Origin of the sequence: Bacteroides sedimenti, assembly GCF_040365225.1 — a bacterium.
Lineage (GTDB): Bacteria > Bacteroidota > Bacteroidia > Bacteroidales > Bacteroidaceae > Bacteroides > Bacteroides sedimenti.
The window spans coordinates 2747082-2769635 of the sequence record NZ_AP028055.1 but is presented as its reverse complement, the minus strand read 5'-3'; the positions used below and the strand labels follow the sequence as shown (position 1 = coordinate 2769635).

Genomic DNA, 22554 nt, shown 5'->3' with positions numbered 1-22554 from the left:
CTAATTGTCTGTTTAATTGTTAGCTCGGATTAATCCTTTTCTGAAATAGGGCGCTTTAAGGCTCTCCAGGTCGTTCAGGAAAAGCATTACCCCTTTCGAGGGATTGCACATAAATCCTTTATCCGTAAGTAATTTCGTAAAGGTCTTAAAATCTCCTTGCTGATGATAGGTGCACAATGCAAGTTTTAATCCCGGCTGCTTAATAGTCTGCTTCATTCCATTCAGCACCCTTTGCTCAGCTCCTTCCACATCGATTTTTATAAAAGAGGGGTCGTATGGCTTATCTGAGAGGAAAGAGTCTATAGTTACATTTTCATCATCATCACAATCTGATACGTACTTCCGGACAATAGTCACTTTCTCTTTCCAGGGAGCAAAAGTGGCTTCCAATGCCTCTACCCATTGCGGGTCTCTTTCAAACAGCACTACCTGTTTCAGTTTCTCTATATGTGTAAGTGAAAAGATTCCTTCTGCACTACCTACATCCAGCAGTACTTCATTCCCCATTATCTGGAAGTTGTCACTTAGATAGCAATGCGGAGACTCAGGGTCTTGCTCGGTTCGCAATCCATTATAGCAATACTTCACTGTTCTTTCATTAAATGAACGGATAAAGTATAATCGCTTGCCTTGGTGCATTACATAACGAAGCCCATTCGAAGAGTCCATTAAAACCTCTATATCTTCCCATTTATACGCATCGGTAAAGGAAGAACAAAACGTTTTCAATGCAGAATGCTTCAGGTGGTTAATGTACTCTTCTGCCTCCTGGTATTCAGGAGTGTGTTTTTCGTAGTAAGAAAGAATCTGAGTTCTCATTTTAGAGAGTTCGTTCTTTCTTTGACTATTCTTAAGTTCGCAATTTACTTTATATTGAATAGTCTGAAGGAAACTGAATAGTTTCATCTGCTTAGATTTTGGGTAATGGAATTAGTTTTGAAATTTCCCGTCTGGTTGCTTTAACCAAACGGAATATCTGTTGTGTTATTCTTTCTTTTGCTGTTTTTCTTCTGACCTTTTCCATCTCCTTCACCTGCTCTATAGTAAACGAAGGGTTGGCTTTCAGGACCAGCTCTTCCATTTCATGGAGCTTTTCTGTGTTGCCCACCGACTGATAGTGCTGGGCTAGGCGGATGCAGCCGTTTGTGTATGTTGCAACCAGTTTATTGTAGATGTCCTTATTTCTACCCCTGTAATGTTCAATGAGTATTTGTCTGCTGCGAACAGAAATAAGTGCCTGTTTCTCAAAGGTGGACATGCCCCATACACTTTCTCTGTGCCGGCGGTAAACGGTCATTATCTTATTCATGAAATAGAAATCCCCATGCTCTGCATTGAGCACATTAACAGCGAAATCATTTGATTTTACCTGATTGAACCAGGATGGGAATTCTCCAAAAAGTCCCCGACGGAACATTGACGTTGAAAAGGTAACAGGATTACTGTTGATGATATCAAGAACTGTGTTCCTCTTCTTTTGGTGTAAACCATTGCTGATGCTCTTGCTTCCATCGTCCTGATAATAATTCAGTGCTCGGTGAAAACAAGCTGAGTATTCTTTATTCTGGTCAAGAAAATCGGCTTGAATCTGCAGCTTATGCTTGTTAATCCAAAAGTCGTCTGCATCACAAATGGCTATGTACTCTCCCTTACACCGGTTGTAAGCGCTTACAAAGTTATCAAGTAGTCCAAGATTCTCCTTGTTCCTGGTTACTTTGACGATATCAGGATATTTCTCCTGATATTCCATGCAGATGCGTGCTGTATTGTCTGTGCTGCAATCTTCTCCGACTACCACCTCAAAAGGGAAATCAACCTTTTGCTTTACTATGCTGTCTAGTGCATTGGTAATGAAATTCTCGCGATTGTAAGCAAGAACTATTACGCTGACTTTAATCTTCTCATTCATTCTTCAACTTATTTTCCGTCTCTTGCTCCTTTCTTAAAGAACAAAGACATTATTTCATCAAATATTTTAGACCCCAGCCATTTATTAATAAAGATATATGCCGTGGCATAAAGTGCAATCTGTACAAACAAAAGCAACTTGAGGTCGGATATAAATAAACCAAGAGGATAAAAACATGCATAAAGCGCTGAAGAGATTAGCAGATAGGGCATAATATCTTTCAGCTGTGATTGCATGGAGTAATTACAGTATTTATGTACCATGACGATGTTTGCCAGGTAAACTACGATTCGTGTCACAACAAGACCTGCTACCATAACCAGTACACTTTGATGAAGTGTGCAAAATAAGGCTATTGCGGTTATTGCAATTTTCGAAATGTCGAGCTTTAGGATTATGTCCGAACGGCCGTTGACCTTCAGAAAGTTTCCGTTGATTGTGGCCAGGATATTAAAGATTCCGCCTAGACATAGCAGTTGTAGAAAAGGAACCGAAAAGGCCCATTTGTCTGTCAATGCAACCCGTATAAATGGTTCACTCACTAATATCAGCCCTGTCATTGCCGGAAAGGTTAGGAAAGAGGTGAGCCTGATGGTTTTTCGATAAGCACGCAACAGACGTTCTTTCTCATCCTGTATTGACGAAAAGATGGGGAAAGTGGCATTCTGAATACTCCCATAAATGGTGCTGACCCCCATGTCGCACATTTTATTGGCCTGGCTATAGTAACCGAGTTGTTGAAGCGGATATATTTTCCCGATAAAAACAGAATAGGCATTCTGGAAACCTGTGTTGATAATGCTGGACAACATCAGGTTGGAAGCAAAAGCAAACAGATCTTTTATAGAGAGAAGGCTAAACTCCCTTACAGGACGCCAGCTACTCATAATCCAAAGGAGGATAGTGCGGACAACTGCCAGAGAAACGGGTTGCATAACCAATGTCCACACACCATATCCGGCGTATGCCATATACAGGGCAAGCAAACTTGAAACTATCAAAGAGATGAAGTTTACTTTGGTGAGCTTCTTGAAATTGATTTGCTTCGTTAATATAGTGGTTTGGATGAGGCTGAGCGAATTGATTGGAAGGGCAAGAAACACTATTCTGGCAATCAGCGTGAGAGACGGCTGGTTATAGAACTCTGCAATATACGGCGCACAAACAAATAAGACCAGATAAGCAAGAATGCTGGCTCCCAGATTAAAATAGAAAACCGAGCTGTAATCTTTCTCTGTGGCATCTTTTTTACGAATGAGAGCGGCCGAAAAGCCACTCTCAATCACAATGTTTGCTAAAGCCATGAATATCGCAAGCATACCCACCAAGGCATAGTCGTCAGGGCTAAGAATTCGCGCTATCTTTATCCCGATAATAAAGAGAATGACTTGCTGACCAACTCTATCAATCGCATTCCAGAATAGTGCCCCGACAGTTTTCTCCTTTAGTGTTTTTGCCATGCTTTTTTCTCTTTGCTTATTTCACTTCGCTACCCGGTTTTACTTCCTTGCCCGGCATAATTACAGCCAAACTGCCGTCATTGTTTTCTGCGGAAAGAATCATACCTTCCGAAACAATGCCTTTGAGTTTGCGAGGAGCCAGGTTGGCGATGAAGCATACCTGCTTGCCAATCAACTCTTCGGGAGCGTAGTGTTTTGCAATACCCGATACGATGGTGCGGCATTCCAGACCATCGTCAATCTTGAATTGTAGAAGTTTGTCGGCTTTGGGCACCTTCTGGCATTCCAGAACGGTTCCCACCCGGATATCCAGCTTCATGAAATCGTCGAATTCAATGTTCTCGCGGATTGGGTTTGCCTTATAATTTGCCTCTTCGTTGGCTTTCTTTGTATCGAGAAGCTTTTGTACTTGTGCTTCAATCACGTTGTCTTCTATTTTTTCGAAGAGCAGTTCGGCCTTGTTCAGCTTATGACCGGCTTCCAGCAGGTCGGTGCGTCCCAGGTTAGCCCAGTCGAAGCTGGTCATATTAAGCATCTCTCTCAGTTTCTTAGAGCTGAAAGGCAGGAATGGTTCGAAGGCAATAGCTAGGTTGGCTGCCAACTGCAGACTGATGTTCAGGATAGTTGCCACACGTGAAAGGTCTGTCTTGGCAAGCTTCCATGGTTCTGTATCGGCCAAGTACTTGTTTCCGATACGAGCCAGGTTCATAGCCTCTTTCTGAGCTTCGCGGAACTTGAATGTGTCCAGATAGTGTTCCACATCTTTCTTCACGTTTTCGAAGTCGGCCAGAGTCTGCTTGTCGTACTCGGTCAGCTCGCCGGCTTCAGGAACCTGAGCGCCGAAATATTTCTCGGTCAGCACCAGAGCGCGGTTCACGAAGTTTCCAAATACGGCTACCAGCTCGTTGTTATTGCGTGCCTGGAAATCCTTCCAGGTAAAGTCGTTGTCTTTAGTCTCAGGAGCGTTGGCTGTCAGCACATAGCGAAGCACATCTTGTTTGCCGGGGAAGTCGACCAAGTATTCGTGCAACCAAACCGCCCAGTTACGGGAAGTTGAAATCTTGTCTCCTTCCAGGTTGAGAAACTCATTGGCTGGAACATTCTCAGGAAGGATATAGCTTCCGTCTGCCTTCAGCATGGCCGGGAACACGATGCAGTGGAACACGATGTTGTCCTTGCCGATAAAGTGCAGCAGGCGTGTCTCGGAGTCTTTCCACCAGGTTTCCCATGAATCGGGCAACAACTCTTTTGTGTTTGATATATAGCCGATGGGAGCGTCAAACCATACGTAGAGCACTTTTCCTTCGGCGCCTTCCACCGGAACAGGAATACCCCAGTCTAAGTCACGGCTTACCGCACGAGGCTGAAGACCCATGTCCAACCAAGACTTGCATTGTCCGTACACATTCGGCTTCCACTCTTTATGTCCTTCGAGAATCCATTCGCGAAGCCATGCTTCGTGTTTGTCTAGTGGCAGGTACCAGTGCTTTGTTTCGCGCATTACCGGCTGACTTCCGCTGATGGCCGATTTCGGATTGATTAGGTCGGTAGGGTTCAGTGATGTTCCGCATGCCTCACATTGGTCACCGTATGCATTTTCGTTACCGCAATGAGGGCAAGTTCCGGTGATGTAACGGTCGGCCAGGAATTGCTTTGCTTCTTCGTCGTAATATTGTTCGGAAGTTTTCTCAATGAACTCTCCTTTATCATACAGCTTTTTAAAGAAATCGGCAGCCACTTGGTGGTGTGTCGGTGAGGAGGTGCGTGAGTAAACATCGAAAGTAATGCCGAAATCCTCGAACGATTTCTTAATGATTCCGTGATACTTGTCTACTACGTCCTGAGGCGTAACGCCCTCTTTCTTTGCGCGGATGGTGATGGGTACACCATGTTCGTCGGAACCGCCGATAAAGAGTACATCCTCTTTTTTCAGGCGAAGGTAACGTACATATATGTCGGCAGGAACATATACACCTGCCAGGTGTCCGATGTGAACCGGTCCGTTTGCATAAGGTAACGCCGAGGTCACCGTGGTTCTTTTATATTTTTTTTCCATGTATGATGATTTTTATTTTCTTTTATTGCAACGTGCAAAGATAAAGGTTTTTAAGGTAATAACGGAATATTACTCTGGAAAATCAGATATGTTAACTATTTTATGCCGATAGATTATAATTGCCCTTATAAGGCCTGAATAGTAACCTCACGACCCTATTGTTTTGACCTCAGAAGGTTAAGGCATTGAAGTCGTGACCTTAGATTTAATCATTCAGCAACTTTGCCCTAGTGTGTCTATATCCCAATGATACTTTTTTCTGATAGGTTGAATAAAATTTGAGCAATTGCGAAAAAGAACTATGTACTGGTTGATTATTTCTCAAAATTAGTATCTTTGTTTTATAAATAAACGAAAAATATACATCCTATGATAACACAGGAATTATTGCGCCCCCGTAGCATCGTGGTAGTGGGGGCATCAAATAATGTGCATAAACCGGGAGGGGCTATTCTGAAAAACCTTATCTCCGGTGGATATCAGGGAGAACTCAGAGCAGTAAACCCAAAAGAGAAAGAGGTTCAAGGAGTTGTCTCTTACGAAGATGTTTCGGGCATACCGGAAACTGATTTGGCTATTCTGGCTATTCCGGCAAGTATGTGTCCGTTGGCTGTTGAGATTCTGGCACGCGATAAACAGGTAAGAGCATTCATTATTCTGTCTGCCGGCTTCGGGGAGGAGACTCACGAAGGGGGAGAACTGGAGAACGCGATTCTGGAGACTGTGAACAAGTACGGGGCATCGTTAATCGGGCCCAATTGCATTGGACTCCTGAATATGTGGCATCACAGTGTCTTTACCAAACCAATCCCCTTGCTCAATCCAAAAGGTGTGGATTTGATTTCCAGTTCCGGTGCTACGGCGGTTTTCATTCTGGAGAGTGCGGTGGCCAAAGGACTTCAGTTCAACTCAGTGTGGTCGGTGGGCAACGCCAAACAAATAGGGGTGGAGGATGTACTTCAGTACATGGACGAAACCTTTTATCCGGAAACCGACTCGAAGATTAAACTGATTTATATAGAAAGTATCAAGGATCCCGACCGGCTGCTCTTTCATGCCTCTTCGCTCATCAGCAAGGGATGCCGGATTGCCGCCATTAAATCGGGAAGTTCGGAGAGCGGAAGCCGTGCAGCCTCTTCACATACGGGAGCCATTGCCAGTCCCGATTCGGCTGTGGAGGCGCTGTTCAGAAAAGCCGGAATTGTGCGCTGCTACTCCCGTGAAGAGTTGACCACGGTAGGTTGCATCTTTACGCTTCCAGCTCTGAAAGGAAAGAATTTTGCTATTGTGACGCATGCCGGCGGACCGGGTGTAATGCTTACCGATGCCTTGTCCAAGGGCGGATTAAGCGTTCCCAGGCTGGAAGGACCTGTGGCTGAAGAGCTCAAAAGTAAACTGTTTCCCGGAGCATCTGTTGGAAACCCAATTGACATACTTGCAACTGGTACCCCCGAACATCTGGGAATTGCCATTGATTACTGTGAAAACCGGTTTGAAGAGATTGATGCCATACTGGCAATCTTCGGGACACCTGGACTGGTGACCATGTTTGAAGCTTACGAAGTGCTTCACCAGAAGATGCTTACCTGTAAAAAACCAGTATTCCCTGTTCTTCCTTCGTTACATACCGCCGGAAAAGAGGTTGATGCCTTCCTGAAAAAAGGGCATGTAAACTTTGCAGACGAGGTGACACTGGGAACAGCCTTGACACGAATCATGAATGTGCCCAAACCTGCTGTTAAAGAGATTGAACTTTTTGGGGTTGACATCCCCCGTATCCGAAGAATTATAGATTCTATCCCTGACAACGGATATATCAAACCATGTTATGTGCAGGATCTGTTACGCTCTGCCGGTATTCCTGTGGTAGAGGAGTTTGTTTCCGCCGATAAGGAAGAGTTGCTTGCGTTTACACAGAGATGTGGTTTCCCGGTGGTAGCCAAGGTAGTAGGACCGGTGCATAAGTCGGATATAGGTGGGGTCGCATTGAATGTGAAGTCTGCACAACACCTTGCTTTGGAGTTCGATCGCATGATTAAGCTACCGGATGTGACTGCCGTAATGGTACAGCCCATGCTTAAAGGTACAGAGCTGTTTATAGGAGCAAAATACGAGGAGAAGTTTGGTCATGTGGTTCTTTGCGGATTAGGAGGCATTTTTGTAGAAGTACTTAAAGATGTCTCATCCGGTCTGGCTCCGCTCTCCTACGAAGAGGCTTATTCGATGATTCATTCATTGAAGGCCTATAAAATTATTCAAGGAACTCGCGGTCAGAAGGGAGTCAATGAAGACAAGTTTGCCGAAATTATCGTCCGTTTATCTACGTTACTTCGATTTGCCACCGAGATAAAGGAAATGGATATTAACCCATTACTAGCCACAGATAAGGATGTCATTGCAGTGGATGCCCGTATTCGGATTGAGAAATAGTCGCGTTATTAATACGTATTGACAGATTCTTTTGATTGTTAAAGAATGGTAATTAAAAATGCGCCAGAGCAGTATATCTTGCTTTGGCGCATTTTTATTGCGTATCTAGGGTACAAATAAGACTTGGCCAAGCCTTTATATTAATAATTTATATAACGAAAAAAGAAATATGAAAAATTATATAGGGAAAGAAAGTATGAATTTTTTCTTCGTAGGATTATTTGTTTTCGCAGGTTTGAGTTTGTCATCGTGTAATAATGAAGATGATGTAGAAAATTATGCTGAGCATACGCTTAAAGGGGTTGTACAGGACCAGAGCGGTGTTGCTATTCCCGCTGTTCAGGTAATTGTAAAATCCAATCAGGCAGGTTGGAAGAATGATACGTTAATAACAAACAGTGAAGGTGCATTTGCAAAGAAATATAAGATTAGTGGGAATGCAGATGTAGATTATAATATTTTCTTTAATGATATTGATGGGGAAAGTAATGGATCTTATAAGACCGACTCGGTAAAAGTATCTTTTACAAAAGCTGAACTGAAAGATGGTAATGGTTCTTTCCTTGGTTCTGCAGAGAAAGAAGCGAATATAAAATTAACACCAGCAGAATAATATGCCGCTTTTTCTTATTTTTATGAGGCTATACAGGCAATCAAACATTGCCTTGTGAAATCGGATTTTTGAATTTAGCCTCGAATAGGAACACGAATAAAATGAGAGTGCCAAATACTTTTTGGTCCTCTCATTTTTTTCTTTTTCTAAAAAGGATTGTTAGCTAAGAAATCTTGCTTTTTAGTGTCTTTTTATTTAACCTGCCCAGCTCTCCCGGTCGAGGTTGCGGTAGCTGATGGCTTCCGCAAGATGAGCAGATTGTACCCGCTTACTCCCTTCCAGATCGGCAATGGTTCGGGAAACTTTCAGGATACGGTCGTATGCCCTGGCGGAAAGATTCAGCCTACTCATGGCGTTTCTCAAGAGATTCAGTCCGCTTGTGTCTGGCTCGGCATAAGCATGCAGCAATCTGGTGGTCATCTGGGCATTGCAGTAAATACCCGGATGGTTTGCATATCGCTCTTCCTGTGCCTGCCGTGCTTTGATAACACGGTTGCGGATGTCTGTACTCGACTCTGATAGCCTTCTGTCAGCCATCTTTTCAAAAGGTACAGGAACTATCTCTATCTGTATGTCGATTCTATCCAGCAATGGCCCGGAGATTCGGTTCAGATATTTCTGTACCTGCCCCGCATTGCATACACATGCTTTGGTTGGGTGGTTATAGTATCCGCAAGGACAGGGATTCATAGAGGCTATCATCATGAAACCGGCTGGATAGTCGATGGTGTATTTGGCACGAGAAACCGAAATCCTTCGGTCTTCCAATGGTTGTCTGAGCACTTCTAGTACACTTCGGTTAAATTCAGGCAGCTCGTCAAGGAAGAGCAAGCCGTTGTGCGCAAGGCTGATTTCGCCCGGTTGTGGGTATGTTCCGCCGCCAACCATGGCCACTTGCGAAATAGTATGGTGAGGGCTTCGAAAAGGACGGCGTGCTATCAATGAACTATCTTTTCCTAATTTACCTGCAACTGAATGAATCTTTGTTGTCTCCAAGCTCTCGCCCAATGAGAGCGGCGGAAGGATGGAAGGAAGGCGTTTGGCCATCATCGATTTTCCGCTCCCCGGTGCACCAATCATAAGTAAATTATGCCCCCCTGCGGCAGCTACTTCGAGCGCGCGTTTCACATTTTCCTGTCCTTTGACATCCGAAAAATCGAATTCAAAAGAGGCCTGCTGAGCGTAAAACTCCTCCCGGGTGTTGACGGTTGTTTGTTCCAGTTCTTTTTCTCCGTTGAAGAACTCGATTACTTCTTTTATATTATTTGCTCCGTATACCTTTAGGTTGTTCACAACCGCGGCTTCGCGGGCATTCTGTCGGGGAAGAATCAGTCCCTCGTAACCTTCTTCACGAGCTTTGATGGCGATAGGCAATGCCCCTTTGATAGCTTGCAGACTCCCATCCAGGCTCAGCTCGCCCATAATGATGTATTTATCAAGTTTTTCGGAAGAAACATTCTCTTTGGCGGCCATCATTCCAATGGCAAGAGGCAGGTCGTAGGCCGAACCTTCTTTCCGGATATCGGCTGGCGCCATATTAATCACAATCTGTGAAGTAGGAAATTTGTATCCATTTACCTGCAAAGCAGATAAAATACGTTCGTGACTCTCTTTTACGGCAGAGTCGGGTAGCCCGACAAGATGAAACATGCATCCTCTGGTGCTGTTCACTTCGATAGTAATCAGGGTAGCATCAATCCCCTGAACGGCTGCTCCGAATACCTTTACAAGCATAGTCTATCAGTTTGGTGTTTTATTTTCGATGAATAGTTCCTGTAATTTAGTTATTAGCTCTTTTTCTTCCAGATTACGTGCCATGATACGTCCCTGAGGATCAATCAGTACGTTTGATGGAACAGCTTCCACTCCGTAATTCTGAACTACGGGAGAGTTCCATCCATTAAGGTCGGATGCATGTTCACCCGCTAGAGAATCTCTTTTAATAGCATCTGTCCAGCTTTTTTTGTCGGCATCAATAGAGATGTTTAGAATTGAAAAATGGTTTTTCCCAAAGCGTTTATAAATTGAATTGATTGTAGCATTTGCTTTTCTTGAAGGATTACTCCATGATGCCCAGAAGTTGATCAACAAATATCTGTTCCGGTAATTGGCTAAGTTTACATAATTATTATTGTTGCCGGGAAGATAAAAATAGGGTGCCTGATTACCAATGTTGACAATTTTTTCAGCATTCATCATTTTAATGAGCTGCTGTATAAAGGGAGTCTCTTTTGCACTCCCGCTTAGTACTGCAACCAGCTCTTTAATCTTTTTTGTATCCGGATTTGGTTGTTGCACAAAATATCTGTCTAGAAGATAGCTGCTGACCAGTGACGAGTTGTGTTCGCGGATAAATGCTTCGGCTTTATCTTTGATTTCGTTGTTTGCTTTTATCAAAACGGACGATTCGGTTAGCTCATTATACTTGTTTTGGTTTCCTGAAATATAAGACGTATATAACTCTTTCTTTAATTGACTGGTTGATTTGGAAATGTCGGCAATGCTTTTCTTAAAGCTATTCATCTCTTCATTTAAGTCGTTTCCATTCACTTGGAGGATATCTGTGTTAGAAATATCTCCACTGATTTTAATCTTTTCTCCTTTATTTGCGAATACCACGCATTCTTGCATATTTTTAAACAATAATCTGATAGTGGTAAAAGTATCAAGCGGTGCTGAGTAGGTGAATTTTCCGTCTTTTGCATATATGGTATCTAATGCGTCTCCCTTGTTTTCAGCTCCAAATGCTAGGATGGTATCGTTTTTCATTCCATCAATTTCACCTTCGATCACAATTCGTTTCTTGTTACCGGAACAGCTTATTAAAACTAGAATCATTAATACCGCAGAAGTTATCTTTTTCATATAAAATCATTTTTTTTACAAATGTAGCAAATTTGTTATCATTCAGCCTTATAGCCTCTGCTTTATTTTGTACGGACAAAAAAAGAGCGGGCTTATCATAATGATAAGCCCGCTAATATATTATTTAGTTGAAAACCTTATTTCTTACTTGATAAGATTAAGGAAGTCAGAGTTAGTTGCAAATTTAGCAAATTCTAAGTCTGTTGCAGCTTTCTTAGCTAAAGAAGCGTCTTTCTTAACTGCGCTTGACAAGCTGCTTGTTACCATAGAAGCATTGTTCGTTCTTGCACCTAAGATAGCCATCAGGTAGTCTGTGTAAGCATCTGGATTTGCAATGTTAGAAAGAGTGTTCTTTGCTTTGTTGTAATCCTTAGCAAGGATCTGAGCAAGAGCAGCACTGTTAGTCTTAGCGTCGCCGAATGCGCTTACAGCTTTGTCATATTCGCCTCTTGAAACGTAAAGGTTACCAAGAGATTCGTTTAATGATTTAGCACCAGCAGCTTTTCCGAAATAAGATTCTGCAGCTGATTTATCGCCATTCTTCAAAGCAACAAGACCTAAGTTCATGTTAACTTCAGGAGCAGCTTTCAGGTTAGCAGCTTTGCTCAGGTAAGATTTAGCTGACGCTGCATCGCCATTCTGGAAAGCGATAGTTGCTAAGTTGTTGTATGCACGGTAATCGTTAGGGAACATTTCTGCTGTTTTCTTGTAGATAGCTTCCTTTTTAGAATTGTCTTTTGTTAAAGTAGCAGCATAAAGAAGTTCTTCAAGGTTCAGCTTGCTAGCGTCTGTATTAGCAAGTGTAGTGATCTCGTCGTCTGATTTACCAATAAGGTCATAGTTCAAAGTCAGACGTGAACGTCTTAACTGAGGAAGAATTTCGTCAGCAAGTCTTTTGAATACAGCTGAAATATTCTTGATTTCAGATTCTCTTTGTTCTGGATCTTGGTACATTGAAAGAACGCGAAGGATAAGATCTTTATCCTGGATGTTTGATTTAGAAACCAATTCCTGGAATCCTTCCCAGTCCTGAGCTGTGTATTTTGCATCTAAAGCAGCATCGATTTTACCTTTCTTAAGTTCCTTGTTCAGGTACTTAACAGTGTTAGCTTCACGTTGTTCTGCAAGTTTAGTGTTTAGTTTCTGACCGCCATCAGGAGATGCGTAAGAAGAAATTTCGATATTGTTGATTTTCTTTCCTTTTGTGTCAGCGTTTGCATCAACAACAGCTTTGTTGAAATCAACAACGCTTGCAGATTTCAATTCGCTTGCACGAAGGTTAGCTTGTTGGATAAGGAACATGATCTTAGCTTCCTGTGCTTGTTTGATAATACGTTGGAATGCATCATCAGAACCAGCTGTGTTAGCACTTGACAATGTGTTATTGATCAGTTCAGAAGTTGAAATAACACCGTCAGCGACTTTTACGTCGGGAATACTGATGCTCTTTTTTCCTTGTTTAACATTGAAAGTTAAGTATAATTCTGATTTAGCCATTTCTGGAACATAATCAAAATTAGCTTTCATTGTGTAAGTACCGCCCATTTTGTAGGAGATAGTCTGATCGTTACCTTCAACTTTTTCACCCTGGAATTGAGCTGGCTGACTTTTAGCTTCGCCACCGTTCCATTTCAAAACTGGAGTAACCTCTACTGTAGCATTCTTTTTGAAGTACTTTTCAGGGAACTTGCCGTTAATTGTAACTGGGACTTTACCTCCGACTGCCTCTAATACCTGAGGGTTAGTCGTGAAGTATTCCGATGATAATTCACCCATTTTTCCACAAGAAGAAAGGGCGACAACTAAAGCCATAAGTAATGGCAAATACAACTTCTTAACCATGTTTTTCTTATTAATTAATGTTTGTAATTGAAATCATAGTAGCTCTGCTTACTGAAAATTTTGCAGAATCTCGGACAAAGATATTAATTCTAAAATATATTGCCAAGCCTTATTCTTATTTTCTTGCTGTATTCTAAGAATTAATGGTGTTTTTTAGTTCGTTTTTTAGTAAATAATCTTTGTTGTTCGATGCTTGTGCTTCTTTTTCCTTGATTTTATGATATCTGATGTTGCGTGGATGATGGTCAATGATCTCACTTCTAAGCATATTGCGATCAATATGAGCATATATTTCGGTGGTTGTGATTGATTCATGTCCCAGCATACATTGTATGGCCCTGAGGTTGGCTCCTCCTTCGAGCAGATGCGTGGCAAAAGAATGACGGAAGGTGTGCGGACTCACATTCTTCTTTATGCCAACCAGCTCAGTCTGTTCTTTGATGATATGAAATACCATGATGCGGGAGAGATTTGTGCCTCTGCGACTTAAGAAGAGAAAATCTTCAAAGTTCTTTTTCGCTTCAACCTGGTTTCGGTAGGGTAGGTAATCATTAATTTCACTTATGGCATGGGGAGAGATGGGGACAAGCCGTTGTTTTCGACCTTTTCCTTCAACTTTTATAAATCCTTCATCGAAATAGAGCTCTGACAACTTTAGATTGGTGAGTTCTGAAACCCGAAGTCCGCAACTGTAAAGTGTCTCAAGGATAGCCCTGTTTCGCTGTCCCTCCTTTTTGCTGACATCAATATTGTTAATCAGAGAATTAATTTCATCTACTGTCAGTATATCGGGTAGCTTAAATCCTATTTTAGGCGCTTCTAGAAGCTCTGTAGGGTCTATTTGTATGTAGTCATCCATAATTAGGAACCGGTAGAAAGACTTTATGCCCGAAATGATTCGGGCTTGAGATCGTGGATGGATTCCGATGTCATGTAATCCGGCAACAAAATTCTGAAGATCGTCGAGCGTGGTTTCGAACAAGTCTATGTTTTCCAGTAAGAGGTAACTAAGAAGCTTGTCAAGATCAGTCAGGTATGCATCCAACGTGTTTGGTGTCAGCGACTTTTCAAGAAGTAAATATTGTTTATATTTCTTGATTAACAGTTTGTTTTTATCCTTATTGTCCCTTTTTTCGTTTAATTTCATTTCTTTTTTCTACCTTTGCAACTTAATAAATGCTCCTCACAAAGATATTGAATTTTTAATAGAATAATTGACTTTATGAGAATACAAATTATTAATGGTCCTAATATCAATTTATTAGGCAAGCGTGAACCTTCTATCTATGGAGCTGTTTCTTTTGAAGAGTATCTTTTGATTTTGCGTAAGAGATACCCCGAAATAGAAATACTCTATTATCAGTCAAATATAGAAGGGGGGATGATAAATAAAATTCATGAAGTAGGTTTTAATTTTGATGGCATCATTTTAAATGCAGGAGCTTATACGCACACCTCAATTGCACTACAAGATGCTATCAGAGCAGTTACAACTCCTGTGATCGAAGTCCACATCTCTAATGTACATGCCCGCGAGTCTTTTAGGCATGTTTCAATGATATCTTCTGCTTGCTTAGGAGTAATTTGTGGTTTTGGCCTCGATTCTTATCGGTTGGCTATGGAAGCATTAGTTGAAAAAGATAAATAAAGGTATAATTAAAGGTATAAGGTTTTATGAAAAAACATACAAAGATTGTAGCATCAATATCTGACAGACGTTGTGATGTTGATTTTCTTAGTAAATTGTATGATGCAGGTATGAATGTAGTTCGTATGAATACAGCTCATGCCGGAGTAGAAGGTCTTGAACAGATAATAAATAATGTAAGGACAGTATCCAATAAGATTGCCATACTGATCGATACTAAAGGACCGGAGGTGAGAACGACTGCTTGCGCAGAACCAATCCCTTTTAAAGTCGGTGAACGGGTACGTATTGTGGGTAATCCAGATGCTGAAACAACTCATGAATGTATTGCTGTTTCTTATCCTAATTTTGTACACGATATCTCTGAAGGAAGCGAAGTGCTTCTTGATGATGGCGACCTGGACCTGCATGTGGTTAAAAAATACGATGATTACCTTGAAGCCGAGGTGATGAACGAGACAACACTTGGCAGCCGTAAGAGTGTTAACGTTCCTGGTGTTCGTATCAACCTTCCTTCACTGACAGAGAAAGATCGTAAAAATATTCTTTATGCAATTGAAAAGGATATTGACTTTATTGCTCACTCTTTTGTGCGTAATAAACAGGATGTACTAGATATTCAGAAAATTCTTGATGAACATAAGAGCAAAATAAAGATTATTGCGAAAATTGAGAATCAGGAAGGTGTTGATAATATAGATGAAATTCTCGAAGTTGCCTATGGTGTTATGATTGCACGTGGAGACTTGGGTATTGAAGTGCCTCAGGAAAAGATTCCGGGAATTCAGCGTTCTTTGATTCGTAAATGTGTGCTGGCGAAGAAACCGGTTATTGTGGCGACTCAGATGCTTCATACTATGATTAACAATCCTCGCCCAACACGTGCGGAGGTAACAGATGTGGCCAACGCCATCTATTACCGTACCGATGCCTTGATGCTGAGTGGCGAAACGGCTTATGGTAAATATCCGGTTGAAGCGGTTAAAACAATGGCGGCAATTATTGAGGAGGCAGAAAAAGGTAAACTGGAAGAAAATGATATCCGTATTCCTCTTCCAACTGATACCCTTGATGTAACTGCATTTCTTGCTAAGCAGGCGGTTAAGGCAACTGCAAAGTTGAAAATCCGTGCGATTTTTACTGATAGTTACTCAGGAAGAACCGCAAGAAACCTAGCTGCTTTCCGTGGCAAGTATCCCGTTCTGGCAATCTGCTATAATGAAAAGACAATGAGACAACTGGCCCTTTCTTATGGGGTATTACCAATATATCAGGAAGAAAAACCAAATGCACAGGCTTATTTCTTTGCAGCATTAAAATTGCTGATGAGTCAGGGAAGAGTGAATGAAGATGATATGGTTGCATACTTAAGCGGAAGCTTTGGTGAAGGGGGAGGTACCACTTTCCTTGAAATCAACAAGGTTCGTGATATCTTGAAGAATGCGGACAAATACCTGCTGCCAAGTTTTATAGAGTAACAATGAAAGCCAACGACGAATCATTAGAACAATATATTCTTGACCACATAGATGATGAAGGAGATTATCTTCGGGCCCTGTACAGGGATACACATGTAAAACTGTTGCGGCCAAGGATGGCTTCGGGACATTTGCAGGGCAGAATGCTGAAAATGTTTGTGGAAATGATTCGTCCTCGGCAAATACTGGAAATCGGCACCTACAGTGGCTATTCTGCCATATGTCTGGCAGAAGGCCTCTCAGAAGGAGGAATGCTTCATACCTTTGAAATCAATGATGAGCAGGAGGACTTTACGCGCCCGTGGCTGGAAAACTCTCCCGTAGCTAATAAAATCAGGTTCTATATAGGGGATGCGTTGGAGCTACTGCCGACAATGGATATCACCTTCGACCTGGCGTTTGTAGATGGCGATAAGCGAATGTACATAGAATACTATGAAATGGTGCTTTCAAAATTATCAGAAGGTGGCTACATAATTGCGGATAATACCTTATGGGACGGACATGTACTTGAAGAACCAAAAAGTAATGACTATCAGACAATTGGAATTAAGAATTTCAATGATTATGTAGCTCATGATCAAAGGGTAGAAAAAGTGATACTTCCTTTGAGGGACGGATTAACGATTATCAGAAAAAAATAATATTAAGAATGGAAACAACCAGACAAAATAAAATTTCGCGTTTACTTCAAAAGGAATTAAGTGATATTTTCTTGCTGCAAACAAAATCAATGAAGGGAGTGTTGGTTTCAGTTAGTGCAGTGAGAATTAGCCCTGATATGAGTATTGCCAGGGTTTATCTAAGCATCTTTCCTTCAGAGAAAGGAACAGAGCTTATTAAAAATATTAATGACAACATGAAGTCTATCCGTTTTGATTTAGGCAATCGTGTTCGTCATCAGCTCAGAATTATTCCTGAATTGAAGTTTTTTGTGGATGATTCACTTGATTATATTGAAAGAATTGATTCTTTGTTGAAATAAGATTGTGAATTTCCCTGTCTACATAGCCAAACGTTACCTCTTCTCAAAGAAGTCTCATAACGCAATCAACATTATCTCTGCAATATCTGTTTGTGGGGTTGCTCTTGCTACACTTGCACTCGTATGTACTCTTTCGGTATTTAACGGTTTTCAGGATATGGTGGCCACCTTTTTTACGGCTTTCGATCCGGAAATCAAGATTACGGTGGCACAGGGAAAGGTTTTTGATACGAATGATAGCAGAATTCAACAGGTGCGCTCATTGAAAGAGGTGGCAGTGTTCACTGAAACACTTGAGGAGAATGCAATGGTTCAGTATAAAGGACGTCAAGCCATGGCTGTTATTAAAGGGGTGCAGGATAACTTTGAAAAACTGACCCGGATTGATAGCATTCTATATGGTAACGGACGGTTTATACTTCACGATTCAATTGTTGATTATTGTGTAATGGGAGCCGAACTAGTTTCTAAGCTTAGTTCAGGAGTGCAGTTTGTCGACCCACTGGAAGTTTATGCTCCAAAGCGTAATGCAAAGCTTAATCTTGCCAACCCTGCTTCTGCATTCAACGTTCAGTATCTTTATTCACCTGGCGTGGTGTTTATTGTGAAGCAGCAAAAGTATGATGGCTCTTATATCTTGGCTTCACTTGAATTTGCCAGAAGACTTTTTAATTATACAACTGAGGCATCTGCTGTCGAGCTGAAATTAACGCCAGGAGCCGACGTAGATAAAGTAAAATCCAGGATTAAAGAGATTCTTGGAGAATCTTTTGTGGTGAAAGACAGGTACGAACAACAGGCTGATGTATTTCGAATTATGGAAATAGAGAAGCTCATCTCCTATATTTTTCTCACATTCATTCTGATGATCGCCTGTTTTAATGTAATTGGTTCACTCTCCATGCTCATTATTGATAAGAAGAAAGATGTGGCAACATTGCGTAATCTTGGAGCCGATGATAAGCTGATTGCACGGATCTTCCTTTTCGAAGGGCGGATGATTTCCATGATTGGAGCTATTATTGGCATTATTCTCGGATTAATTCTTTGTTTTCTGCAACAAAAATTTGGATTGATCTCTTTAGGACAAACCCAAGGAGAATTTGTTGTCGATGCATACCCGGTAAGTGTCAGGCCATTAGATATTGTGATAATCTTCTTTACTGTCCTTGTAGTGGGATTCTTATCTGTCTGGTATCCTGTTCGTTATCTGAGTAAGCGACTGTTGCTGAAATAATTCCCTGTTTGGTTCTTTTGCGAACCGAGAATTCAGATAAACAGGCGTATCTGAATGTGTTCAACTTATCTAAATACGCCTGCTGTTAAGAATCTTAGGTTGCTTTTTTCTTTCTGGAATAAATTCTGTAAGCATAAACACCAGCTAAAAATATCAGAACTCCTGTTGCATCTCCAATAGGAACCGGATCTAAATCATCTGCAGAATCATCTTCCATAGGTGAACTGTTTGAGTAAAGACTAAATGATTCGCCGAACTCGAAAGCTGCAGATGCAGTACTACCACCTGCAGACAGAAGTATGCAAGTAATCAAGCTAATTAATGTTTTTTTCATAATTAATTTAATTAAAAAGTTAAAAGGTTATTTTTGATGTAAAATCTTTTATCTTAACCAAATAAAGCCCCTTAGGGAGAGGAATCAGATCAGATTCATTAACAATCCCATTGTAGATTATTTCTCCCTTACTTGTATAGATAGTGATGGATTCTTTAGAACTTTTTATCCGTAAAAAATTTCCTTCTTTCCAAATCTTTGGAATAGTATTTTCATCGATGGGTAAATCGGTGATTCCTGACTCAATTGTGATTGCGTTTAATGGCCGGGTGACTTTTGATTCTTTGTATACGATGACAGATTGAAATGGAGGAAGTTCATTAGTTGTTTCAACGTATTTATTATCTTTTAGACAATAGAATTTGTCTCCTAATGCTAAATCTCTGGGATTGATACTAAATGTATACGGATTTGGCAAATGTGAATAACCCTCTTCAATCATATTGATTGATGTTGTTTCGTTTAATGTTATCCCTTTATTAGAAAAGAAGAATAGTTCACCATTGTCTATATGAGGAGAGACTTTAATGATATACCCTCTTTCACCCAATTCAGTATTTGTGAAACCCCCGTTTTGGTAGCTTTTTAGCTGATAATCGTAGTTGGTTCTCAGAGCATACCTCTTTCCTTCAATATATCCGCCTACAATTCGAGGTATAAACGGAAGAGAAAAACTGTGCCATTTTCCAGTAGTTAATCTACATAAGTAAGATACTTCTCCTTTTACTGTTACCTTTCCTCTGACAATTGCTCCTTCTTTGATACATAAATCCCCTTCAATGGTTTCATCCTGGAAAGTCTTTTCTGTATCTGAATCAATTGTGATTTGTTCACCGGAAAGAGTTTTAATACTTGTTGGTTCAGATTTGTTGGTTGTTATATATCCATTTGAAGCTTTGACAGTATAATAATAGGTTGTATTTGGTGCAAAATCTGTAATTGAATAAATAGTGTCTTTTACAATGATCGGATATCCTGGGAGAGATGTTTCTACCCCATCTAGAAGTTGGGTAATAGTAATGTTGTCTATTAGAAAACCTGGGTCTGACTTTACAGCTCCTTCAAACTTTATTATGCATTTCTCGGTTCCTCCCAAGAAGGGAAGAGTAAACCGTTGTGTCGGCAATTCGTTTGTTATTCCTGCTGTGACAATTTGTGTCAATCTGTTATTGATATAGAGATTTATCTTTGAAGAGACGATTTTGCTTGAAGAACCAATATCAAAACTCAGCTTAAACTCTCCTCCATTCCCCGAAAGGTTCAAAGGAGGGGTTGCAATAAAACCGGTTGCATTGCTTCTACCTATTTTCAGATATTTCAGGTTCTCAATGTTCTTATGTACAAAATAGACATTACTTCCATTCCATTTAGGTAGATATGTAGAAAGTTCGTTATCCATTGTCCCAGTTGAGCTGGTAGTTTGGTTTCTGAAATCTTCTTCTAATAACATTTTTTCCTTTTTTCCTGGAAACACTCGATAAAGATCGACTTCATAGTAAGTTGCATTATTACAATGATTCCACTGACAGGTAAATGAATTGTTTGTAATATCAACCCCTTCTTTTCCTGTGGGTGTTGGGATGAATTTGGGAATTCCGGTAATCTCAAGACTAACGAGCTTGGGCCAACCTAATGTGATATTTGCATTTGTAGCAATTAACCTTAGTTTGGCTTGTTTATAAGGCAAGGTTGTAGTTATTGTGAAGGTCTTTCCAGTACTATTTTTTATGCTATGTTCAAATGTCGCAATTGGATTCCAGTTTATTCCATCAGTAGAGATTTCAAGCCTTGTGGTACAATTGGTAAATGAAAAATAGGTTCTGGTAACCGCTTCGATTTTTATGCTGCTGAAAACATCAAAATCGTAATATTGCTCTGTCTCTGCTGAGGCTTCAATGGTTTTCATCGACCAACAGTCCGATTCTTGTGTCATGTTGTTAAGTGACCAGCCACTGCTGTTACCATTACTTAATTTGGGGACTACTGTATCACTATAGCATACGTTGCTATTTATGAATAATAAGGAGAATAGTGCTACAGTCAAGGCTAAGCTTGGCTTTTGTTTTTTTCTAAGTACCATATCTTCTTAATTATAAGATTAACAAAAATCAAAGATATGGTTAATATATCATTAAAGCAAAAAAATATTTTCAAATTAAGTTTTATCGGACATTTATCTGTTTTTAATAAATATTTATCAGTTATAAATATAAATTATTCAATAATAACTCTTTCAACATCTATTTTCTGATTGAGAAATATTGACGCAGATTCTGAAAACTTAGTTTCTGATTCTGTGGTTAAAAATTTACATGTACTGTTTTTGGTGCAGAGCTTATCCATCTCTGGATGCCGTTTCAGATAATTCCATAAACTCTGTGCCACATATTCTCCCTGAGAAACAATTGTTATATCCTCGGGGAGATATTGCTTAATTTTAGATAAAAGTAATGGATAGTGAGTGCACCCCAGAATAACCGTATCTATCTCAGGGTCTTTGTTTAGCAGGCTATCAATGTGTTTTTTTACAAAATAATCAGCTCCGGGTGAGTTGTATTCATTGTTTTCGACCAAAGGGACCCACATAGGGCATGCTTCTCCACTAACGGTAATCTCTGGATAAAGCTTGTGGATTTCGAGTGGATAAGAGCAGGAGTTGATGGTTCCGGTAGTCGCCAGGATGCCGACATGCCTTGAGTGGGTGATATCTCCGATGCACTCTACGGTTGGACGAATTACTCCCAACACCCTACGGTTTGGATCAATGCTTGGTAAATCATTGATTTGAATGCTTCGCAATGCTTTCGCTGAGGCTGTATTGCAGGCAAGAATTACAAGATGGCACCCCATTTCAAAAAGCTTGGTGACAGCTTGCAGAGTAAATTCATAAACAATTTCAAATGAACGTGTGCCGTAAGGTGTCCGTGCATTATCACCTAAATAGATATAATCGTATTCTGGCATTGAGTTTTTTATCTGATTCAAAATGGTAAGTCCGCCATATCCGGAATCGAAAATCCCTATTGCACCTGCTTTTTTTGATAATTCTTTTTTCATTTAACTGAGGTATATATAATAGAAAAGGATGATAGCATTATCATCCTTTCTTATGTGATATCAATTAATCAATGAACAATTACTTAATTCCCAATTTTGCTTTGATTGCTGGAGTTGCATCAATACTTGTTTTTTCATTAACAAAAGGAATAATTGTTTTGTTGCTTACATCGAAAATGTAAGTAAATCCTTCAGCTTGTCCTACAGCAGTAATAGCATCTTCCAGTTTTTTAAAGATTGGAGCTGTTTTTTCTTCCTGAGCTTTTTGTAGCTGTGCTTGAGCTTCCTGCTCATATTCCTGTCCTCTTTGAGCCATATCCTGCAGTTCCTTTTGTCTTCTCTCAGAGATATTTTGTGGAAGGGTGTCTTTTGCAGCTATAAATTCTGCATATTTCTTATTAAATTCATCTTGCGTTCTTTTAATTTCACTGGCGTATTGTTTCTGTAGAGCTTGTAAGTCTGACTGTGCCTTGATATATTCCGGCATTACAGTTACAATTTCAGAGAATTTCATATGTCCGAACTTAAATGTCTGGGCGAATGCTCCCACAGGGAGTGCGAACAATAGTACTAAAGCAATTTTTTTAAGCATAATTTTATTTTTTATTAATGATTACAATTTAGTTTATATAATGGATGC

Annotated in this window: 19 protein-coding genes; 7 read left to right on the top strand and 12 right to left on the bottom strand. The window is 40.5% G+C overall.

Annotated features, from left to right (window positions below):
- Nucleotides 1–12: 12 nt before the first annotated feature.
- The 4 genes from ABWU87_RS11125 to metG are packed head-to-tail and all read right to left on the bottom strand — an operon-like array spanning nt 13 to nt 5425.
- Nucleotides 13–906, bottom strand: a complete 894-nt coding sequence (locus tag ABWU87_RS11125; protein WP_353330726.1) for an FkbM family methyltransferase — start codon at nt 904–906, stop codon at nt 13–15.
- A gap of 4 nt (nt 907–910) precedes the next feature.
- Entirely contained in the window at nt 911–1909 is a 999-nt protein-coding gene (locus tag ABWU87_RS11120; protein WP_353330724.1) for a glycosyltransferase, read from the bottom strand.
- An 8-nt stretch (nt 1910–1917) separates the two neighbouring features.
- A complete protein-coding gene (locus ABWU87_RS11115; RefSeq protein WP_353330722.1) occupies nt 1918–3369 on the bottom strand; it encodes a lipopolysaccharide biosynthesis protein in 1452 nt (483 codons plus the stop codon).
- Nucleotides 3370–3385: 16 nt separating this feature from the next.
- Nucleotides 3386–5425: a methionine--tRNA ligase gene (gene metG / locus ABWU87_RS11110; protein ID WP_353330721.1), complete on the bottom strand. Its 2040-nt coding sequence runs from the start codon at nt 5423–5425 to the stop codon at nt 3386–3388.
- Between the two features lie 369 nt (nt 5426–5794).
- Between metG and ABWU87_RS11105 the strand changes: the two genes are divergently transcribed.
- Nucleotides 5795–7855, top strand: a complete 2061-nt coding sequence (locus ABWU87_RS11105; RefSeq protein ID WP_353330719.1) for an acetate--CoA ligase family protein — start codon at nt 5795–5797, stop codon at nt 7853–7855.
- A 169-nt stretch (nt 7856–8024) separates the two neighbouring features.
- Complete coding sequence (locus ABWU87_RS11100; RefSeq protein WP_353330717.1) at nt 8025–8468, top strand: radical SAM-associated putative lipoprotein; 444 nt, start codon at nt 8025–8027, stop codon at nt 8466–8468.
- Between the two features lie 195 nt (nt 8469–8663).
- On the opposite strand, the gene ABWU87_RS11095 is transcribed toward ABWU87_RS11100, so the two are convergent.
- The 4 genes from ABWU87_RS11095 to xerD all read right to left on the bottom strand — a co-directional run bounded on the left by ABWU87_RS11095 (nt 8664) and on the right by xerD (nt 14322).
- On the bottom strand, nt 8664–10202 hold the full coding sequence (locus ABWU87_RS11095) for a YifB family Mg chelatase-like AAA ATPase (RefSeq protein ID WP_353330715.1): 1539 nt from the start codon (nt 10200–10202) through the stop codon (nt 8664–8666).
- A 6-nt stretch (nt 10203–10208) separates the two neighbouring features.
- A complete protein-coding gene (locus tag ABWU87_RS11090) occupies nt 10209–11333 on the bottom strand; it encodes a TlpA disulfide reductase family protein (protein ID WP_353330714.1) in 1125 nt (374 codons plus the stop codon).
- A gap of 144 nt (nt 11334–11477) precedes the next feature.
- A complete protein-coding gene (locus ABWU87_RS11085; protein ID WP_353330713.1) occupies nt 11478–13175 on the bottom strand; it encodes a hypothetical protein in 1698 nt (565 codons plus the stop codon).
- A gap of 133 nt (nt 13176–13308) precedes the next feature.
- The gene (gene xerD, locus ABWU87_RS11080) at nt 13309–14322 is read right to left on the bottom strand and encodes a site-specific tyrosine recombinase XerD (protein WP_353330711.1); all 1014 of its coding nucleotides are present in this window, start codon (nt 14320–14322) and stop codon (nt 13309–13311) included.
- A gap of 75 nt (nt 14323–14397) precedes the next feature.
- On the opposite strand from xerD, the gene aroQ reads away from it, so the two are divergent.
- The 5 genes from aroQ to ABWU87_RS11055 are packed head-to-tail and all read left to right on the top strand — an operon-like array spanning nt 14398 to nt 18523.
- On the top strand, nt 14398–14823 hold the full coding sequence (aroQ, locus tag ABWU87_RS11075; RefSeq protein WP_353330709.1) for a type II 3-dehydroquinate dehydratase: 426 nt from the start codon (nt 14398–14400) through the stop codon (nt 14821–14823).
- Between the two features lie 26 nt (nt 14824–14849).
- Nucleotides 14850–16301, top strand: coding sequence for a pyruvate kinase (gene pyk, locus ABWU87_RS11070; protein WP_353330708.1), 1452 nt, complete (start codon nt 14850–14852; stop codon nt 16299–16301).
- Between the two features lie 2 nt (nt 16302–16303).
- Entirely contained in the window at nt 16304–16945 is a 642-nt protein-coding gene (locus tag ABWU87_RS11065; RefSeq protein WP_353330706.1) for an O-methyltransferase, read from the top strand.
- An 8-nt stretch (nt 16946–16953) separates the two neighbouring features.
- Entirely contained in the window at nt 16954–17286 is a 333-nt protein-coding gene (gene rbfA, locus ABWU87_RS11060; protein WP_353330705.1) for a 30S ribosome-binding factor RbfA, read from the top strand.
- 4 nt (nt 17287–17290) lie between these two features.
- Complete coding sequence (locus tag ABWU87_RS11055) at nt 17291–18523, top strand: FtsX-like permease family protein (RefSeq protein ID WP_353330703.1); 1233 nt, start codon at nt 17291–17293, stop codon at nt 18521–18523.
- Between the two features lie 94 nt (nt 18524–18617).
- Here ABWU87_RS11055 and ABWU87_RS11050 read toward each other — a convergent pair whose 3' ends face one another.
- The 4 genes from ABWU87_RS11050 to ABWU87_RS11035 form a co-directional block, all read right to left on the bottom strand.
- Nucleotides 18618–18857, bottom strand: a complete 240-nt coding sequence (locus ABWU87_RS11050; RefSeq protein ID WP_353330701.1) for a hypothetical protein — start codon at nt 18855–18857, stop codon at nt 18618–18620.
- A 19-nt stretch (nt 18858–18876) separates the two neighbouring features.
- Nucleotides 18877–20937 carry a hypothetical protein gene (locus ABWU87_RS11045; protein ID WP_353330699.1) on the bottom strand — a complete coding sequence of 687 codons (2061 nt, stop codon included), beginning with the start codon at nt 20935–20937 and terminating at the stop codon, nt 18877–18879.
- 134 nt (nt 20938–21071) lie between these two features.
- Nucleotides 21072–21914, bottom strand: a complete 843-nt coding sequence (murI, locus tag ABWU87_RS11040) for a glutamate racemase (RefSeq protein ID WP_353330697.1) — start codon at nt 21912–21914, stop codon at nt 21072–21074.
- A gap of 79 nt (nt 21915–21993) precedes the next feature.
- Entirely contained in the window at nt 21994–22506 is a 513-nt protein-coding gene (locus tag ABWU87_RS11035; RefSeq protein ID WP_353330695.1) for an OmpH family outer membrane protein, read from the bottom strand.
- Between the last annotated feature and the right edge of the window lie 48 nt (nt 22507–22554).